16 protein-coding genes are annotated in these 18,262 nt (G+C 73.0%); 3 read left to right on the top strand and 13 right to left on the bottom strand.

All coding sequences use genetic code 11. From position 1 onward, the window contains the following. Positions 1 to 147 precede the first annotated feature (147 nt). The 7 genes from WME98_RS28490 to WME98_RS28460 form a co-directional block, all read right to left on the bottom strand. Positions 148 to 648 (bottom strand): hypothetical protein, encoded by a 501-nt coding sequence (locus WME98_RS28490; protein ID WP_437944894.1) that lies wholly within the window; start codon positions 646 to 648, stop codon positions 148 to 150. Between the two features lie 421 nt (positions 649 to 1,069). Beyond that, the gene (locus WME98_RS28485) at positions 1,070 to 1,654 is read right to left on the bottom strand and encodes a hypothetical protein (protein ID WP_437335954.1); all 585 of its coding nucleotides are present in this window, start codon (positions 1,652 to 1,654) and stop codon (positions 1,070 to 1,072) included. Between the two features lie 458 nt (positions 1,655 to 2,112). Continuing rightward, positions 2,113 to 3,444, bottom strand: a complete 1,332-nt coding sequence (locus WME98_RS28480; protein ID WP_437944893.1) for a tolB protein — start codon at positions 3,442 to 3,444, stop codon at positions 2,113 to 2,115. Beyond that, on the bottom strand, positions 3,435 to 4,295 hold the full coding sequence (locus WME98_RS28475) for a TonB C-terminal domain-containing protein (protein ID WP_061623473.1): 861 nt from the start codon (positions 4,293 to 4,295) through the stop codon (positions 3,435 to 3,437). Before WME98_RS28475 ends, WME98_RS28480 begins: the two co-directional genes overlap by 10 nt. Continuing rightward, on the bottom strand, positions 4,292 to 4,813 hold the full coding sequence (locus WME98_RS28470) for a biopolymer transporter ExbD (protein ID WP_437944892.1): 522 nt from the start codon (positions 4,811 to 4,813) through the stop codon (positions 4,292 to 4,294). Before WME98_RS28470 ends, WME98_RS28475 begins: the two co-directional genes overlap by 4 nt. 15 nt (positions 4,814 to 4,828) lie before the next feature. After that, complete coding sequence (locus WME98_RS28465) at positions 4,829 to 5,569, bottom strand: MotA/TolQ/ExbB proton channel family protein (RefSeq protein ID WP_061621835.1); 741 nt, start codon at positions 5,567 to 5,569, stop codon at positions 4,829 to 4,831. A 150-nt stretch (positions 5,570 to 5,719) separates the two neighbouring features. Continuing rightward, the gene (locus WME98_RS28460) at positions 5,720 to 6,271 is read right to left on the bottom strand and encodes an OmpA family protein (RefSeq protein ID WP_437944891.1); all 552 of its coding nucleotides are present in this window, start codon (positions 6,269 to 6,271) and stop codon (positions 5,720 to 5,722) included. 95 nt (positions 6,272 to 6,366) lie between these two features. Between WME98_RS28460 and WME98_RS28455 the strand changes: the two genes are divergently transcribed. After that, complete coding sequence (locus WME98_RS28455) at positions 6,367 to 9,165, top strand: glycoside hydrolase family 15 protein (protein WP_437944890.1); 2,799 nt, start codon at positions 6,367 to 6,369, stop codon at positions 9,163 to 9,165. 92 nt (positions 9,166 to 9,257) lie between these two features. Here the strand turns inward: WME98_RS28455 and WME98_RS28450 are convergent, their stop codons facing one another. Beyond that, positions 9,258 to 10,316, bottom strand: a complete 1,059-nt coding sequence (locus WME98_RS28450; protein WP_437944889.1) for a hypothetical protein — start codon at positions 10,314 to 10,316, stop codon at positions 9,258 to 9,260. Between the two features lie 376 nt (positions 10,317 to 10,692). Here WME98_RS28450 and WME98_RS28445 point away from each other — a divergent pair, with 376 nt between their 5' ends. Next, positions 10,693 to 11,127, top strand: coding sequence for a DUF6918 family protein (locus tag WME98_RS28445; protein ID WP_020732871.1), 435 nt, complete (start codon positions 10,693 to 10,695; stop codon positions 11,125 to 11,127). Between the two features lie 168 nt (positions 11,128 to 11,295). Here the strand turns inward: WME98_RS28445 and WME98_RS28440 are convergent, their stop codons facing one another. The 3 genes from WME98_RS28440 to WME98_RS28430 form a co-directional block, all read right to left on the bottom strand. Continuing rightward, the gene (locus tag WME98_RS28440) at positions 11,296 to 12,612 is read right to left on the bottom strand and encodes a hypothetical protein (protein ID WP_437944888.1); all 1,317 of its coding nucleotides are present in this window, start codon (positions 12,610 to 12,612) and stop codon (positions 11,296 to 11,298) included. Between the two features lie 11 nt (positions 12,613 to 12,623). Next, the gene (gene fusA / locus WME98_RS28435; protein WP_437944887.1) at positions 12,624 to 14,711 is read right to left on the bottom strand and encodes an elongation factor G; all 2,088 of its coding nucleotides are present in this window, start codon (positions 14,709 to 14,711) and stop codon (positions 12,624 to 12,626) included. A 176-nt stretch (positions 14,712 to 14,887) separates the two neighbouring features. Beyond that, a complete protein-coding gene (locus WME98_RS28430) occupies positions 14,888 to 15,355 on the bottom strand; it encodes a Tudor-knot domain-containing protein (RefSeq protein ID WP_437944886.1) in 468 nt (155 codons plus the stop codon). A 215-nt stretch (positions 15,356 to 15,570) separates the two neighbouring features. Here WME98_RS28430 and WME98_RS28425 point away from each other — a divergent pair, with 215 nt between their 5' ends. Beyond that, the gene (locus WME98_RS28425; RefSeq protein WP_061626685.1) at positions 15,571 to 16,071 is read left to right on the top strand and encodes a YchJ family protein; all 501 of its coding nucleotides are present in this window, start codon (positions 15,571 to 15,573) and stop codon (positions 16,069 to 16,071) included. A 90-nt stretch (positions 16,072 to 16,161) separates the two neighbouring features. Here the strand turns inward: WME98_RS28425 and WME98_RS28420 are convergent, their stop codons facing one another. Both WME98_RS28420 and WME98_RS28415 read right to left on the bottom strand, forming a co-directional pair. Then, complete coding sequence (locus WME98_RS28420; RefSeq protein ID WP_437944885.1) at positions 16,162 to 17,238, bottom strand: patatin-like phospholipase family protein; 1,077 nt, start codon at positions 17,236 to 17,238, stop codon at positions 16,162 to 16,164. Between the two features lie 143 nt (positions 17,239 to 17,381). Next, entirely contained in the window at positions 17,382 to 18,254 is an 873-nt protein-coding gene (locus WME98_RS28415) for a CPBP family intramembrane glutamic endopeptidase (protein ID WP_437944884.1), read from the bottom strand. Between the last annotated feature and the right edge of the window lie 8 nt (positions 18,255 to 18,262).

The following is an 18,262-nucleotide window of genomic DNA, read 5'->3' as shown; positions in this document are numbered from 1 at the left end:
TCCTCCGCGCCGCGGGGCCGTCCCGCGGCCGCGCGCTCCGTCGGAGATGCGGCGCTCGTCACGCAGCCGCGCAGCCGCCGGCGCGAGCGCACGCTCGCCGGCAGCTCGCGCGCGACTGGACCGCTCCGGCGCTGGAGCGGCGAGCGATCACAGGGACGAGCCGCTGCAGGACTCGCCCGGAGCGGCGGCGTGGTCGAGCACCACCTCGCCGGACAGCTTCCGGGCGTCGATCTCCCCCTGCCAGATGAGCTCCGCGCTGCCCTGCGCGTCGACGACGTCGCGCAGCAGCCGCACGTAGACCTTGCGCGGGGCGACCTCGGGGATCGAGACCGCGAAGTCGAACGCGCAGACCGAGTCGCACCGCGGGTTCGCCGCATCGGGCTCATCCCTCTCGGTGATCTCGTAGATGCTGTCGATCCGGTCCACGTGCATCGCACGCTGGCCGCAACAGTTGAGCAAGAGCCGGCTGTCCGCGACCTTCAGGGAGCCGGTCGACGGATCGTAGCGCCAGCGCAGCACCTCGGCGCCGCAGTAGCTCTCCTCCCCCTCGACGGCGAGCCTCCGCTCCGGATCCACGAATCCGCCGGCCTCGCTCACGGTCCCGACCTGCGCGGGCTCCGTCTCCAGACACGCGCTCAGAAGAACCAACGATCCAACCGTTGCAAGCGCCCTGCAGGCCCCCACGTACTTCATGCCCCGACGTCCTTGGCTATCCCGCCCCACTGTTAAAATACGCCCAAAATGAAGAAGCAGGGGCTTCGATAAGAATTCGCGATCCGTTTCCGCGGCACATGCCCCGGATTCAGTCGCAGGCAGACGTGGGTAGGTGGCGCATGCACGCTGCACCCCGGAGCAGCTGCACGCACATTCGGGTGTGATCTACGCGTTCTTGGAATAAGAGTCCAGGTGAAAGTGGCAGAGTACGCTCGGTCGTCTGACCTTGGCCGTCATGGTCGGTCGACGTGCTCCACCATCCCACCTTCGTCCGGTCTGTCGAGGTACGCCCCCGACCCGCCGTCAGCCGCGAGCCCGGAATCCCGGCCGCGGCGGGGCGACGCGGGCGCCGTCGTCACCTCGCGGCGACGGTCGTGCTGCGCGGGCGCGGCGAGCTCTGTTCCTGGCAGCCGGCGTCCGCGGGGGCATCGTCGAGGACGACCGCGCCCGCGGCGACCTCCAGATCGAGGGTGCCGCTCCAGACCACGGCCGGGCTGCCCTGCCGATCGACGACGTCGCGCAGCAGCTTCACGTAGATCTCGCCCCGCGGGACGTCCTGCACGCCCACCGACAGGTCGAAGGCGCACTGATCGCTGCAGCGCCCCTCGGCGTCGTCCGGCTCGTCGCGCTCGGTGACCTCGTAGAGGCTGTCGATCCTCTCGACGTGGATCGCGCGCTTGCCGCAGCAATCGAGCATCAACCGGGCATCCGCGAGCCGGAGCGTCGCCGACGGCTCATCGTACTGCCAGCGGAGCACCTCGGCGCTGCAGTAGCCCCCGTCCTCTCCCGGCGCGAGCCGCTCCTCCGGATTCCGGAAGCCCCCCTGCTCGCTGATCTTCGCCTCCTGGACCGCCTCCACCGAGCTGCAGCCACCGGCGCAGAAGGTCCAGACGATCGCGATGGCGGTCCAGATGCGGCTCGACACCATGCTCTTCTCCATGTTCGTCTCGCTGGCTGACCAGGGCGGTCTACGGCCAGTCCGGTGCAACTTTCCAGCCAACTCACCCCTGAGCAGTCCGGAGGCTAACCGCGGCCGACGCAGCGGGCCAAAGAAGCGGTGACCCAGGGGCGCGGTCTCATGGCGCTCCGCTCGCTGCGGAGACGCGCGCGCTCGCGCAGGAACGACCTGCGTAAGACGCGCTTGGGCCGAAGAAGTTGCCGGACGGAGAGCCCCTGGATCCAGCCGCGACGAGGCGCCCGCCGATCCCGCGCGCCGGACGTCCTGGCCGCGCCCGCCGCGGCGCGACGCGCGGCGTGCCGTCCGCTGGAGCGGGAGGCCGACCGTGCGGGACGCCTTGCCACAGCGTGTGCAGCGTCCGCACGCTGCGCGCCCGGTCTACACGCCGCCGCCGGGCTCGGCTCCGTGGAGCTCGTCCCGGGACGGCGCCGGCGATCGGGTCAGTTCTTCGCCTCGACGGCCTTGCCGGGAGGAAGGGGATCCCAGCGCAGCGAGTCCCCGAGCAGGTTGGAGATGCGCTTCGGGCGCTGCCCGTCGACGCGCATGATGTAGAGCCCGGGGCCCTCGCCGGACGTGCGCGTGGAGAAGAAGGCCACGAGCCGCCCGTCGGGGCTGCAGGCCGGGTACCCGTTCCTGCCCTGGTTCTGGGTCAACCGCGCGAGGCCGCCGCCCGTCTCGCCGGAGACGACGAGGTCGGTGTTCTTGCCGACCCCGACGGCGTAGATCGCCTTCACCCCGTCGGGGTGGTTGCAGAACGTGGGCGCCGACGCGAAGAGCCCCTCCGGCGAGATCGCCTTGCCGCCCACGTAGATGCGCTGCCCGTACCTGCCCTCGCCGGAGAAGGCGAGCTTGCCGGTCGGCGTGAACGCCGGGTGCAGCGCCATCCCCACCTCGGACGCCGGCTTGATGCCCTGGAAGTCGGGCCCGGAGAACAGCTTGATCGTCGAGCCGACGCCGATGCTGAGCGCGACCTGGGAGCGATCCTTGGAGAAGGCGATCCCGTAGACCGAGCCCTTCACGGGCAGCGCCTGCGGGCCGCCCGCCGGCGTGAAGATCTTGTACTCGTCGCCCTTCACGCTCGCCGCGTAGTAGAGTTGCTCGTTCTTCCCGAACGCGGGGGCGATGGCGGTCTGATCCGGCGGGGAGACGGCCCTGGCGTCGTGCCCGTCGGCGTCGATCGTGAAGACGCGGCGCAGCGAGCCCGAGCCCGAGGCGAACGTCATGTGGCTGGCGAAGCCGCCGTTCTGGCCGGTGAGGGCGCCGATGAGCTGGTCGGCCACCCGGTGCGACTCGAACCGGACGTCGCGGAGCGGCACGATGAACTTCTTGTCGAACACGGGGGCCTGCCCGCGGTTCACCAGGAACGCCTGGCCGACGAGCTCGGCCTTGTCCGCGCCGAGCTTCTTGCCGCGCACGCTGACGACCGCCTCGACCCCCTTCGCGGACCACGCCTTCACGTCCACCGGGCTGTCGGAGAGGTACAGGCCGTCGGGCGCGGCGCTGTCGGGCAGCACCTCGAACTCGCCGCAGAGCTCGAGGTCGCGCCGGACCACGCTGTGGAGCGTCACGTCCTCGGGGTCGGAGACGAGCGACGGCAGGACGCCGATCTTCGGGAGCGGGCGCGACGCGCCGGCGACGACCGTGATGTGGCCGAGGATCTCCTCGGCGTCGGGGGGCGCGGTCGAGGCCGGCGCCTGCGCCGGAGCAGGGGGGGCAGCGAGCGCGGCGGCGGCGAGCGCCAGCGCGCCGAGGGCGTATTGAGCTAGTCGCATGTGTTCTCCCGACAGACGAAGGTGACGCTGACCTGCTTCTGACCGAGGTCGGGATAGTTCTCGGGCGGCGGCGGCAGCGATTGCCCCTTCGCGCCCTCGAGCGTCGCCCGCGCGGCCGCGTCGAAGACGGGATTCCCGCTCGGCGTCAGCGTGTAGCTCACCATCTGCCCGTCCGACAAAACGATCACCGCGCGCGGCTTGTGCTTCGTGAGCTCCTCCGGCGGGAGCCCCGAGCCGTTCACGCGGAACCTGCTCGAGAACCAGCCCGCGATGCGGGCCAGGTACAGATCGACCGCGCGCGCCTTGAGGGGATCGGTCTCCGTCCCCTCCTTCACGCCGTCCGCGTGCCCCTCCTGGTCGACGTTGGGGGCCTCGCCCGCGTCGGTGGTCTTCGGATCGAGCTCGATGTCGACCTGCTTCGCGATCGCGGCGTCGGGCGGCGGCGGCGCGGTGCCCGCGTCGGCGACCTTGATCTCCGGCGGCGGGATGTCCTTCTCCGTCTTGCCCGCGCTCGGCGAGACGAACGCCTTCTGCTCGACGCGCGGCTTGGGCGTCTGGCGCACCCACCGGTCGGGCAGCTTCATCTTGTCGCGCTTGCCGCCCAGCTTGAGCAGCGGCGTGTCCATGTCGAGCACCGGGATGACCTTCACCGGGACGCTCGGCCCCTTGTCGATCTCGGGCGCGGCGGCCGGCACCGAGAGGTCGGCCAAGGTGATCGCCACGGCGGCGCCCGCCTGCACGCCCATCGCCACCGCGACGGCGAGGGCGACGTCCCGCGGGCGGAAGTCGCTCCGCGGCCGGCGCTGTCCCGGCGGCGTCGGTCGCGGCGCGCGCGCCGCGGCCGTGCTCAAGGCGCCGCTCCCCCGGGCCGCGGCGCCGCTCCCCCGGGCCGCGGCGCCGCTCCCCCGGGCCGCGGCGCCGCGCCGCCGGGCGGAGGCGCCGCGCCCTCGGGCTCGAGCTCCGGCTGGACGAGGAGGTTCAGCCCCTCGACACCGGCGGCCCGGGCGGCGGCCACGACCCGCGCCACCGCGCCGTACCGGGCGTCCTTGTCGGCGCGGATGTAGAGCTCCTTCTCCTTCTGCACGCGCCCGTTCGACGCGAGCACGCCCTCGATGTCGGCGGTCGCGTCGTCCTCGCCGAAGAGGATCTTCTCCTCCTTCGTGACGGTCACGACGAGCTTCGTGTCCTTGGTCGGCGCCTCCTCGGCGGAGACGTTGGGCAGCTCGACCCGGAGCCCGGCCGTGAGCAGCGGGGCGGTGACCATGAACACCACGAGGAGCACCAGCATCACGTCCACGAGCGGCGTGACGTTGATCTCGCTGAACCCGCCGCCCCGCCGCCTGCGCCCGCCGCCGCCCGACATCGCCATGACCGGCCCCGCCCCTCAGCCCTTCGGCATCACCGGCGTCGGCCGGTCGCTCGTCCGCTGGAGCGCCAGCGGGATGGACTCCTGGATCCCCCGCGCCGACAGCGACGCGATCTCCACCCAGCCCTCGCTCGCCGCCTCGAGCGCGGCGAGCAGGTCGTCGATGCGCTTGTTGATCGCGTTGTAGGCGATGACCGCGGGGATCGCGGCGAACAGCCCGATCGCGGTCGCGATGAGCGCCTCGCCGATGGCCGGGGCGACGACCGGGAGCGACGCGCTCTTCTGCTGACCGATGCGGAGGAACGCGTCCATGATCCCGTAGACGGTGCCGAACAGGCCGATGAAGGGCGACGCCGCCGCGATCGACGAGAGCGTCGGCATGAGCGAGCTCGCCCGCTGCGTCTCGGTCACGATCGCGCGCTTCGCGATCGAGTCGAGGAGCTTGCCCGTCCCGGTGCGGCGGCTGAGCTCAAGCACCACGCGGGCGCCCGGCGCGTCCGCGTGCCGCTGCGCGAGCGCGAACAGCTGATCGGGCGAGTGGGCGTGCGCCGACTCCTGCTCGAACCGCGCCTGCTGCGCCGAGAGCCGGGCCAGCTGGAGGACCTTGAGGACGGCGATCACCCAGACGAGGATCGCCGCGAGGATCAGCAGCCAGACGACCAGGAAGACGGGACCGGAGGCGTGGAGGATCAGGGAGACGGGATCGAGCTTGATCGGGACCGCCGTCGCCGCCTCGGGGGCGCTTTGCAGGAAGGCCATTTCGATCTCTTCGGGTCAGGGAATCGGCTCGTCGGGGATGCGCGCGCGCGGCCCCGTCCAGTGCAGTTTGCGGCCGCGGCCCCCTCTCTCACCTGGAAGCGCGGCCGTGGCCCTCTTCACATCGTCGAGCGCCGGCGCGCGGCGCGGCGCTCAGTCCGCCAGCAGGATGTCGACCTTGCGGTCGCGCGCCCAGCCCTCTTCGTCCGTGCCGGTCGCCTCGAACTCGCCCTTCGACGAGGTCGCGATGCGGCCCTGCTCGAGGCCCTTCTTGGCGAGGTACTCCGCGACGCTGCCGGCGCGCTTCTGGCCGAGGCCCAGGTTGTACTCCGTCTCCCCGCGGGGGTCGGCGTGGCCGATGAGCTTCATCCCCTTGCCCTTGAGCGGACCCGAGACGAAGCAGCGCGCGAGCGCGTCGAGCGCGCCCGCCGCCTCGCCCTCGATGGCCGTCGAGTCGAACGCGAAGCGGGCCGTCGGCAGATCGCCGCAGGCCTTCAGGATCTTGTCGTCGATGCGGATCGACCCGCTCGTCGGCTTGGCGGTGTCCTGCTTCGGCGCGGGCGCCGCGGTGCTCGCCACCGGAGGCGGCGCGACGGTGCCGCCGACATTCGCCGGCGGCTGCGGATCGGAGCCGCAACCGGCCGCGAAGGCCGCGAGGGGCGCCGAGACCACGAGGATCAACGCAGGCAGTTTTGTCATGGGCATGCCGTTACCACGCCGGGGGGCGCGTTGCAGCATTTTGAGCGGCCGCCGGCGAGCCGGCGCGCCGGGACGACGGTCATTCCTGTAAAGTGCCGCGGATGCATCGCCGGCCCCCGGCACGGGAATATTTTGGGCACCAACGAAGCGCCCCGCCTCGCGCCGCCCGTGGCGCCCGCCATGCGCTCGGCGCCGCGCTCCTCTCGCTCGGCGCCGCGGCGGCGGTCGCGGCCCCCGGCGCGGCGCAGGCCGAGGCGCCGGTGCGGCGCACGTTCTTCCGGCTGCCCTCGTCGAACGGGTTCGGCGCGGTGCTCCTCGATCTGGGCGCGGCGAGGCTCACCCACTTCCGCGAGCACCTGTTCGCCACCGAGGAGCCGCTCCTCGACGAGCGCGGCGCGGAGGTCTGGGTCGGCAACCAGCCGCAGGCCGTGGCCACGCGCGACCTGCTCTACGACGCGTACTTCGGGCTGCGCTCAGACGGCAGGCAGCGCTGGCTGACCGACGTCCCGGTCGATCTCGACGCGAGCGGCTATGCCGGCTGGACCGGCGGGGAGCGCGGCGGCACGGGCGTCGTCACGATGGTCCAGCGGGTCGGCAACCTCGAGTGCGCGCAGTTCTTCTTCGCGCCGCAGGGCCTCGCGCAGGCGGGGTTCGTGATGGCGATGCGCGTCGAGAACCGGGGCGACGCGCCGGCGGAGGGCGTGTCGGCGTTCTCGCTGCACAACTTCCACCTCGGCTTCGGGCGCCCGGGCGTCATGGCCGACATCGGCGAGTCGGGCGAGACCGTCGCCTACGACGCGAGCGACGGCCGGCGCGACTTCCTCGAGCGCGCCTTCGCCGGCGTTGTCGCCGCCCGCGCGCTCGAGCCCGTCGCGCGCCACGGCGCGTCGAGCGCGAGCAGCCCGGCGGACCTCAACGTCTACCGGATCGTCGCGAGCGGCGCCGTCGCCGACCTCCCGGACCTCGAGGGGGTCGCGCCGACCTCGGACGGATCGGTGAGCGCGTTCCAGTGGGACCTCGGCAGCATCGCGCCCGGCGAGGCGCGGTGGGTCGGCGTGGCGTTCGCGCACCACGGCGACCCCTCGGGCGCGGCGGATCCGCTCGTGCAGGGCGCCCTCGACGCGTACGTCGGCGACAAGGGCGCGGCCGAGGTGGTCGCGGGCGAGATCGCCGCGTACCGCGCGTTCCAGGGCTCGGTGAAGGTGCCGCCCACGGCGACGCCCGAGGAGACGGCGTTGCTCCGGCAGTCGGCCGTGATGCTCCGGATGGCGCAGTCGCGCGAGAGCCACGCCTTCCTGCGCGAGCACCTGACGCGCGACCACGAGCCGCGCGCCACGCGCTTCGGCACGACGCTCGGCGGCGAGCCCGCGGCGCTGCCGGCGACGGTCGCCCACCGCGGCCGCGGCGCGGTGCTCGCGAGCCTCCCGCCGGGCGAGTGGACGGTCGCCTGGATCCGCGACGGCGCCTACGCCACGGTGGCGATGGCGGCCCTCGGCATGCAGGCCGAGGCGCGCGACGCGCTGAGCTACTACCTCGACGCGGAGGCGGGGCGCTTCCAGCGCTGGAACGAGCTCGCGTCGTACGACATGCCGCCCTACCAGATCAGCCTGGTGCGCTATCACGGCTTCGGGGTCGAGGAGACCGACGTCAACGACTTCGGCCCGAACCTCGAGTTCGACGGGTTCGGCCTGTTCCTCTGGGCGCTGCGCCGCTACGAGGAGCTCACCGGCGACACGGCGTTCGTGGACGAGCGCTGGGCCGAAGCGTCGGCGAAGGTCGCGGACGCGCTCGTCGCGCTGATCGACCCGGACACCGGCCTCGTCCGGAAGGACTCGTCGATCTGGGAGACCCACTGGAACGGGCGCGAGCGCTCCTTCGCGTACACGAGCATCACCGCGGCGCGCGGGCTGTGCGACGCGGCGGACATCGCGGCGCGGCGCGGCGAGGCGGAGCTGGCCGCGGGGTACCGCGACGCCGCGAACCGGCTGCGCGCCGCGATCGCCGCGCGGCTCACGGACGCCTCGGGTGCGCTCGCCGCGAGCCTGGAGGAGCTCGAGGCGGGCGCGGGCTACTGGGACGCGGCGGTGCTCGAGGGGATCGCGATGGGCCTGTTCGATCCGCGGGGCCGCATCGCCGCCGCCACGCTCGCCGGGCTCGACGAGCACCTGCGCGTCCCCGCGGGCGCCGGGTGGTCCCGGAACGACGATCGCTTCGATCACGCGGGCGCGAGCGACCTGAGCCCCTGGGGCAGCGAGTACGACAGCGCCGAGTGGGTCGTGACCGATCTGCGCGGCGCGGTCGCCGCGCGGCTCATGGGGGACGAGGCGCGCTCGGACCGGCTGCTCCGGTGGGTGCTCGACCAGTCGTCCGCGAACTACCTCGCGCTCGCGGAGACGTATGACGAGACGAGCGGCGCCTACAAGTTCAACGCGCCGATGATCGGGTTCGGCGCGGGCGTCTACGCGCTCGCGCTCGCGGCGCGCGACGGGCTGGTCGTCGGGCCGGCGTGCGGCGCGTACTTCGACGAGGGCCCCACCGACGTGACCGGGGCCGGGGGCGGCCCCTCGAGCGGCAGCGCCGGCTACGGCGGGGCGGGCGCAGCGGGCGCCGGAGGCGCGGGCGCTGCGGGCGCCGGAGGCGGTGACGGCGGAGGCGGCGGCAACGGCGAAGGCGGCGGCAACGGCGGAGGCGGCGGCAACGGCGGAGGCGGCGGCGGCAACGGCGGAGGCGGCAACGGCGGAGGCGGAGGCGGAGGCGGAGGCGGAGGCGGCATCCAGGACGACGCCGGCTGCGGCTGCCGCATCGCGACCACGGAGGGCGCGGCGCGCTGGCCGCTGCTCGCGGGGGCCGTGGCCGCGGCCGCCATCGCGCGACGGCGGCGCGGGAGGGCGCGGCGATGACGCCCGCCGCGCGCAACGCTGACGCCCGCCGCGCGCAACGCTGACGCCCGCCGCGCGCGCGGCAATGACGCTCGCCCAAAGCGCCTCGCGGGTTACTCCTCGCTCTGGTCCTCCTGGCGCTCCGGCTGCGCGGCGGCGGGCGGCGGGGTGCCGGCGACGGCGGCGGCCATCGCGTCGGTGAGCGACACGGGCGGCGCCGGCCGCGGCGCCTCTTCGGACGCGGGCGGCGCGGGCGGCGGCGCCGGCGGGCGCGCAGGCCGGGCGCGAGCTCCCGACGCGGACGCCGCGCGCGCGCCGGCCGCGGCGAGGGCGCGGACGCCTGCGCTGGAGGCCGTGCGGGCGTCCGCGCCGGAGGCCGCGCTCGCCCCGGCCCTGGCCGCGGCGGCCGGCGCCGCAGCCGCGCCGCGCTCCGCTGCGCCGGCCTCGCCGGACGCAGGCGCCAGCGCCTCGCTCCCGCGCGACGCTGCGCCGGGCTGCCCGGGCGCATCGGCCGGCGCGCTCACCTCGCGCGCGATCTCCCCGGCCCGGGAGACGCCGCGCTGCGCGGCGGGCAGCAGAGCGTCCTCCGGCGCGCGGGGCCGCTGGCGGACGACGACCAGCGCGACCAGCACGGCGATCGCCAGCGCGCCGGCCGCCGACGCCGCCACGAGCGCGCGCACGCGGGCCCGGCGCCGCGCCTCCGAGGGCGCCGCGACCGGCGCGAGCGCGCCGTAAACCCGCAGCACATCCGTCACGCTCGGCGGCGCATCGACCGCGACCGGCGTCGACGCCGCGACCCGCCCCGCCGCCAACCCCGTCATGCCCGCCGGAGCGGACGGGCCGCCCCCCGGCGGCGGCGAGCTCTCCGCCTGCGCCGCCGCCGTCCGGGGGGCGGGATCGGTCGCGAGGAACGACTTCAGGGCGAGCGACCGGAGATCCATCATCGTGGGGTCGTCGTCGTGCCGCGGCACCGGCGGCGCGCTCGACCGCCGGAGCGGAGGGGGAGGCCGGCTCGAGCGCGCCCCGGCGCCCGCCGCCGGCAACCCGGCCGTGCCCCTCCCCCGCGCGCCGACCATCGCGCCGCCGCAGATGCGGCACTCGATCGCAGCCCCGCCGCGCGCGCCGCCCGAGACCGTGGTGACGATTCCGCAGACTTCGCAGTAGACGTCCATGAGCCCCCCGCAGGCCTCGCACCGTGACGGCGCCGAGAGCCCGCCACGTCGTACTTTGTGATCTAAATTACATCGAGAGTATGGCGTGCTCGGGCCGGCCGTGCATGGGGTCTGCCCGGGAATCGAGCGCGGGACGCGCGATGGGTTGTCATCCTGGACGGTCGAGGAGGTGCGCGAACCGTCCTGGACCGAAGGATTCCCGGGTGGGCGCTTGCGATGCCTGCCTCTGAGCCGCTGTGGTAAGAGCCGCGCTTCGATGTGGTCGGGAGCGGGCCGGAGGTCCGCTCGACGGGGTCGGGGCTCCCTGCCGGGGGTCACGCTGACATGGGTCTGGGGGGCCACGTCCGGCCTCCGAAGCGCCCGGAGGAGTTCGAGAATGGGTCTCAGCGAAACGCTGCTCGATGCGAACAAGAAATCACAGGTCATCGCCGACTGCTGCACGCTGGTCGACGAGGAGGTGGCTTCGAAGGGCGGGCTCTCCGGCCTGGCGGTCAAGGCTGGCTACGCGGCCGTGAAGGGCATCAAGCCCGGCTTCATCGCCCAGGTGGTCGAGAAGCTCCTGCCCGAGTTCGCCGCGAAGCTCGATCCCCTCTGGGCCGAGGCCACGCGCAGCGGCAATGCGAGCTCGTACCTGACCACGAACCGCTCGCGGGTCGCCGACGCGCTCCTCAGCGTCACCGATGAGAAGGCGAAGACGTCGACGAGCGGCGTGGTGCGCGGCACCTACGAGAAGCTGCGCGGCTCGGCGAAGAAGAACGTCGAGGACGCCGTCCCCCGCCTGTCCCAGCTGATCCAGAAGCACGCGTCCTGAGCGGCCCGGCGCAGCAGGCCCGCGCAGGCCTGCTGCGCGCCGCAGCGCCGCCGGCGCGCCTCGTGAGAGCGGAAGATGTCGGAGGGGGGACGGGGGAGCGCTCCGCGCGCCGGCTGAGCCGGCGCGCCGAAGCGCGCGCGGGAGGTCGGGGAGCGCTCCGCGCGCGTCTCAGTCGGGCGCGCCGAAGCTCCGCGCGAAGAGATCGCGGATGGCCTCGCGGCCGGCGTCGTTGAGATCCTGCGTGCCGATGCCGGCGAAGTTCTCGCTGGTGATGCTCGGCTGCCGCGCGATCTCCCAGGCCGTGCCGCTCCAGCGGAACCAGCCGCGCTTCTCCTGATCGTAGACGAACAGCGGCTTCTTCCAGAGCCGCGCGAGCTCCGCGCCCCAGCCGGTGCCGCCGCGCACCGTGCCGTCGTCCTGGAGCGTCCCCACGACGAAGACCTGGCTGGCCGCGTTGATCTGGTGCCAGATCGTCTGGAGGATGTTGCGCACGAGCGGGATCTCGCTGAGCACGCGGCCGAGGCGCCGCGACACGTAGACGAGGCTGAAGTCGCCCTTGCGCAGCTCGTCGTCGCCGAGCACGACGACGCCCCGCTGGCGCTCGAGGAGCCGGTGGCCCTCGAAGCTGTAGTTCAGCTCCTGCACCCCGTACCGCTCGGCGCACTCGCCGAACTCGGCCTCGGCCCCCTTGGCCCCGCCCGAGTGCAGGCGGAACTTCCGCGGGTCCTTCGGCCGCTCCGAGGGGGGGCGCACGTCCTCGTCGATGACCCGCATCGAGTGGGGATCGAGGCGCAGGTGGAGATCGGCGAGGTCCTTGTTGCCGTGGTCCTTGAGCAGCCGCAGGCGGACGACGTCGCGCTCCGGCTGCAGGTAGACGACGACGCTGAGGTGGCGCTCGATCTTCTCGAGCGCCACCGGCAGCTTGCCCGGCGCGCCCGCCTCGTCGACCTGCGCCGCGATCCAGACCTCGGCGGAGCGCTCCTTGGCGAGGCGGCCGAGCGCCTCCATCGCCTGCTCGGACGCGACCGCCACGTCGAAGCCGTCGACGATGATCACGTCGGGCTCGAAGTGGGCGACGCCGCGCGCGAACGCCACCGTCTCGAGCATCTTCTCGACCCACAGCCGCGCCGCCTGCTCGGGCGAGTCGGGCGACGCCTTCACGTGACCGAGGTGCGAGTAGATCTGCCGGTGCCGCTCGACCTCGAGCCGGACGGCCTCGGGCTCCTCGAGCCGCATCGACTGCGCGAGGTCGTGGAAGATCTCGTCGTAGTACGCGCGGACGTGGTCGACCGCGTTCTCGTGCGAGATGTGCAGGACCCTGCGATCCCGGAGCAGATCGTCGAGCGCGATCTGCACGAGCAACGCCGTCTTGCCCACGCCGGGCCGAGAGACGATGACGCCGACGTTGCCGCGGCCGAGACCGCCGTGCATCGACCCCTCGAAGACCCGCATCGGGCTCCGCTCGTTCACCTCTTTGCGGTACATGCCGACCCCCCTCACTTGGCCTTCTTGGCCTGCTCCTCCCGGTACTTCTTGATGAGCTCCTCCGAGAGCGCCGCCGGAAGAGGAGCATAGCGCGAGAACTCCATCGTGAACTCGGCTTTGCCCTGGGTCGCAGAACGAAGGATGGTCGAGAAGCCGAACATGTCGGAGAGGGGCACCTCCGCCTCGACGCGGCAGAAGCCGTCCGCCTCGGTCGAACCGACGATGATGCCGCGCCGCTGCATGAGGATGCCGACGATGCCGCCCTGGAACTCGCTCGGCCCCTCGACGGCGACCTTCATCAGCGGCTCCAGGATCTGCGGGCCGGCCTTGGGGTACGTCTCGCGCCAGGCGCCGCGCGCGGCCTCCTGGAAGGCGATGTCCGACGAGTCGACCGAGTGGGCCGCGCCGTCGTTCAGCGTGACCGACACGCCCGTGACCGGCGCGCCGATGAGCTGCCCCTTCGGGAGCATCGACTGGAAGCCCTTGTCGACCGCCGGGATGAACTCGCGCGGGATCGCGCCGCCGACGACCTGATCGTCGAACCGGTACGGCGCCTCGGTCCACGGCTCGATGTAGCCGCCGACCTTGCCGTACTGGCCCGAGCCGCCGGTCTGCTTCTTGTGCGTGTAGTTGAAGTCGACCTTGCGCGTGATCGTCTCGCGGTAGGCGACGCGCGGCGGGCTCGTGATGACCTCGGCCGAGTACTCGCGCTTCATGCGCTCGATGTAGACGTCGAGGTGGAGCTCGCCCATGCCCTCGATGACCGTCTCGCCGCTCTCCGGATCCGCCCCGACGCGGAAGGTCGGGTCCTCCTTCGTGAAGCGGCGCAGCGCCTTCGACATGTTCGCCTGGGACTTGTTGTCCTTGGGCGTCACGGTCAGCGAGATGACCGGGGCGGGCACGTGCATCGACGTCATCGCGACGCTCACGCTCCCGTCCGTGAAGGTGTCCCCGGAGTTGCAGTCGATGCCGAACATCGCGACGATGTCGCCCGCGCTCGCGCCCTCGATGTCCTCCATCTCGTCCGCGTGCATGCGGACGAGCCGGCCGACCTTGTGGCGCTTGCCCGTGCGGGTGTTCGTGATCTCGACCCCGCGGGAGACGCTGCCCTGGTAGATCCGGAGGTACGTGAGCTGGCCGAAGCGGCCGTCCTCGAGCTTGAACGCGAGCATCACGAGCGGCTTGTCCGAGTCGCTCGCCAGCGTGACCACGGCCTCGTCCTTGTCGAGGTCGACGGCCTTGTTCGTGATGTCGCCGGGGTTCGGGAGGAAGCGGGTCACGGCGTCGAGCAGGACCTGCACGGCCTTGTTCTTGTAGGCCGACCCCATCATCACCGGGACGATCTGGAGCTTCACGGTCGACTCGCGGATCGTCTTGTACAGGAGCTCCTCGGTGACGCGCTCCTCGAGGATCGCCTCGGTGAGCTCGTCGGAGTACATCGAGAGCGCGTCGAGCATCTCCTCGCGCGCCGCCTTCACCTCGTCCGCCATGTCGGCCGGGACGTCGCCGGTGATGATCTTCTCGCCGTTCGAGCCCTCGAACCGGTAGGACTTCAGCGTGACGAGGTCGACGACGCCCTCGAACTTGTCCTCGAGCCCGATCGGCAGCTGCAGGAGGACCGGGTTCAGGTTGAGCTTCTCGCGCAGCTGCGCGCGGACCCGCAGCGGGTTCGCGCCGGCGCGGTCGCACTTGTTCACGAACGCGATGCGCGGCACGCCGTAGCGGCGCATCTGGCGGTCGACGGTGAGCGACTGGCTCTGCACGCCGGCGACGGCGCAGAGCACCAGGATCGCCCCGTCGAGCACGCGCATCGCGCGCTCGACCTCGATCGTGAAGTCCACGTGCCCGGGCGTGTCGATCACGTTGATCTGGTGCCCGTTCCAGAAGCAGTGCGTCGCCGCGGACTGGATGGTGATCCCGCGCTCGCGCTCGAGGTCCATCGAGTCCATCTTCGCGCCGACGCCGTCCTTGCCCTTGACGTCGTGGATGGCGTGGATCCGCTTGGTGTAGAAGAGGATGCGCTCGGTCAGCGTCGTCTTGCCCGAATCGATGTGGGCGCTGATCCCGATATTGCGCAGCTTGGACAGATCGCTGATCACAGAAGGCTCCCCGCCGCGCACCCGTGAGGGCGTGCCCGTGGAGGGCGTGCGGCACGCAATGAACCTCAGCCGGGCGGGCGCACTCTTGCGATCGCCCAGTCAGAAATTCGGCGCGGCTCTTAATTCGGCCCCATCCCAAGCGCCAGGGGGAAAATGATCCTTCGCGATCATTTCAACTACTTGGCCTGGATCCTGGAAAGTCCGACGGTCTCGTCCCACTCCGGTCCGTAGCCGTCGTAGTGGATGCGGTAGCGCTCCTGCCCCACGATGCCGGTGACGACGGCCGGGTACATCTGCCCGTGCCACTCGACGCGCACCCTGTCGCCGATCTTGTAGAGGTTGGTCTGCGAGGCCTGCAGCCCCTTGCTCCGGACCTTCGGCGGCGGCGGAGGGTGGACGACGTCCCGGTCGACGAAGCCACGAATCCGCTCTCGCGGTACAATTTCATCCCAGATGTCATCGTACCCCTGGTAGTGGACCTTGAACTTCGTTGGGCCCACGACCTCGATGACCTTGGCCGGGTAGTCGTTCCCTTCCCACGACACGAGGACGTCGTCGCCGATGGCGTATTGGCGCTTGCAGCCCCCCAGAACCAGGGCAAAGGCCAGGAGGAGGGCCGCAGCGTGAGCGCGCGCTGCGGGCATACGTCTCGCCCGCCTTACCGCCCTCCCCGGCGCCCTGCAAGGGGGTTCGCGCCCGGGGGCGGCGACGCCCCGCGAAGGGGGGCCGGCCCGGGGGTGCCGGGCGCCGCCGGGGGCGACGGCGCGGCGCGGAGGGCGCGCCGGCGTCGCCCTGGTGCGCGCCGCGCCGGTGACGCCGGGCGCTGCCGCGCGGAGCGAACCCGTGTAGAGGGACGCCCATGGCCCGAGATGTTCGTCCTGGCACGGGGAGCCTCTCCCGCCCGTGCCCGTGCGGCTCGGGGCGCGCGTACCGCGAGTGCTGCGCCCCCTGCCACCTGGGGGATCGCGAGGCGCCGGACGCCGTGGCGCTGATGCGCTCGAGGTACGCCGCCTTCGCGGTCGGAGACGCCGCCTACCTCTGGCGGACGCTGCACATGGGCCACATCGACCGAGGGCGCGACAGGGACGAGGTGCTCCGCGAGCTCAAGGCGACGACCCACCACCACCGGTACCGGGGCCTGAAGATCCTCGACAGCCTGCAGGGCGGCGACTCCGCGTCGGTGCTGTTCCTCGCCAAGATCTTCGAGGCGGGCGCGGACCGCTCGTTCATCGAGCTCTCCGATTTCCTCCACGACGGCGAGGGCTGGCGCTACCTCCACGGCGTGGCCATCCCGCGGGCCCGCATCAGCGTCCCGCCCGACGAGCTGACGATCGCCCGCTTCTCGTCGCTGGTCGCCTGACCGCGCTCCCGGCCGGGGGCGCCGGCCGCCGCGCCGGCTGCCGTCGCCGCGCCGGCTGCCGGCCGTCGCGCCTCAGCCAGCCGCCGTGCCCTAGGCGCGCGCCTCGTGCCACCCCACCGCCTCGACCACCGCGCGGTTCTTCTCCATCCACAACGCGATGCGCTCGCGCGTCGTGCGGTAGGCGTACTCGAGGATGGCGCGCCGCGCGCGCAGGTTGGCCGGGTTGTGGAGGAACAAGAGCGCGTCGTTCGGCGCGGGCTCGAGCACCAGGACCTGCATCTTGCCCTCGGCGAGCGTCCGCCCCACCGCCTGGTGGAGCCGCGCGTGCGCGCCGATCCGCATCGCCTGGTTGAAGATCCACAGCATGCCCTTGTCGCGCACGCTCTCGCGCACGCCGTGGCCGGTCGGGACCGGGCGGTGCGCCGTGGAGACCGGCACGAGCGGGCTCACGATGATCGTGAGCTCCGCCCCGGCGGCCTGCGCGAAATCGAGGTGCGCCACGTGGCCGAGCCCGCCGTCGAGGTAGTGCCGGTCGTCGATGCGCACCGGCGAGAAGAACAGCGGCAGCGCGATCGACGCGGCGCAGGCGAGCGACACGGGGACGTCGTCGAACCCCTCGGCGCCGAAGATCACCCGCTCGCCCGAGTCGAGGTCGTACGTCGGGATGCGCAGCGTCCGCGGCATCGCGCGGAACGAGTTCGGGATGCCGCGCCGCAGGAAGAACTCGGCGAGGAACCGCTCGTAGCGATCGAGCTGGAACAGGCCCGCGGGGAGCGAGTCGTTGAAGCGATCGAGCTGCTCGAAGAGGTACTGCTGCGCGGGCGCGTTCGGGGTCGCGTCGCCCCGGGTCGAGAGCCGGACGATCGCGTGGCGGAGCGCGACCAGGCTGGTGGTGAGCGCGCGGCGCCACTCGCCGACGTCGAGGTGCAGGAGGTGGCCGCGCTCCAGCGGGAAGAAGTTGTCGACCGGATCGAGCAGGGCGCGGTAGAGCCGCTCGGTCGGGATGCCGCCGGCGAGGGCCGCGGCCACGGCGGCGCCGCTGCCGTGCCCGAGGTAGAGCGAGAAGCTCTGGTTGTCGATCCCCTCGACCCCGTCCTCGAGGGCCGCCAGCGCCCCGATCTGGTAGAGCGCGCCCGTCAGGCCGCCCCCCGGGAGGCAGAGGCTCACGCGGGCCCGCCTCCCCTCGCGGCGAGGGGCCGCGCGGCCCCCGCCGTTCGCTTCCACGGTCGCGGGGGCGCGGCCTTCGCCGTCCCCCGCTGCGATCTGCGCGGTTCGGCTCGCGCCGCCGCCTTGGCTCTCGAACGCCGGCATCATCGGAGGTCCTCTTCCCTCGCGCGGGCCGCCCCCTCGGCGCGGTTGCCGAGGGCGCAGGCGAGCGCGGTCAACACAAGCGCACTGGCGGAGCTCGCCGCCACGAGCCACCCCGGGATCGACGCGGTCTCCGGCAGCGCCGCGCCGGCAGCGGCGGGCACCTCGTCGACGGGGCCCGCGCCCCCGGCGGAGAGGAGCGCGAAGCACTGGATCGCGTTGTAGGTCCCGTGCATCAGGATGGGCGGCAGCAGCGAGCCGCTCGCGACCCGGACGACGCCGAGGGCCACACCGAAGAGCGCGATCGGCAAGAGCTTCTGCCACTCGCCGTGGGCCGCCCCGAAGAGCGCGGCCGTGGTCGCGACCACGACCGGGGCGCCGTGCGCGAGGCGCATCGGGCGGGCGAGCGCCCCGCGGAAGAAGGCCTCCTCCAGGGCGGGGCCGAGCGCGATGAAGATGAGGCCGAACGCGATCCGATCGAGCGCGCTCGCCTCCACGAACGTCTGGACGAGCCGGGCGTCGCTGATCCCCGACGGGAAGCGCCGCTCGATCGCCTCGTAGAGGGCGGTGATGGGCGGCTCGAGCGCGAAGCCGAGCGCGACCGCGAGCGGGTAGAACGCCGCGTGCGTCCCGCGCACCCCGAGGAGCTCGCGGGCCGTCGCGCGCGGCGCGTGGACGCGGCGCACGCCGAGGAGCCCGAGCAGGTACGCGGCGGCCTGGCACGCGAAGCTGCCGACCACGTCGAGCCTCGGCGCCGGCGGGGGCGAGCCGGCCGCGCCGCCCGGCGCCGGCCGGAGCAGGGCGAGCGCGCCGAGCAGGCACACGAAGACGAAGGTGACGGCCGCCGTCCAACCGGCCGCCGCGAGGACCGACATCGGTCGCT

The organism is Sorangium sp. So ce296 (genome assembly GCF_051529605.1).
GTDB classification, from domain to species: Bacteria; Myxococcota_A; Polyangia; order Polyangiales; family Polyangiaceae; genus Sorangium; species Sorangium cellulosum_D.
This window is presented reverse-complemented; position numbering and strand designations above follow the sequence as displayed.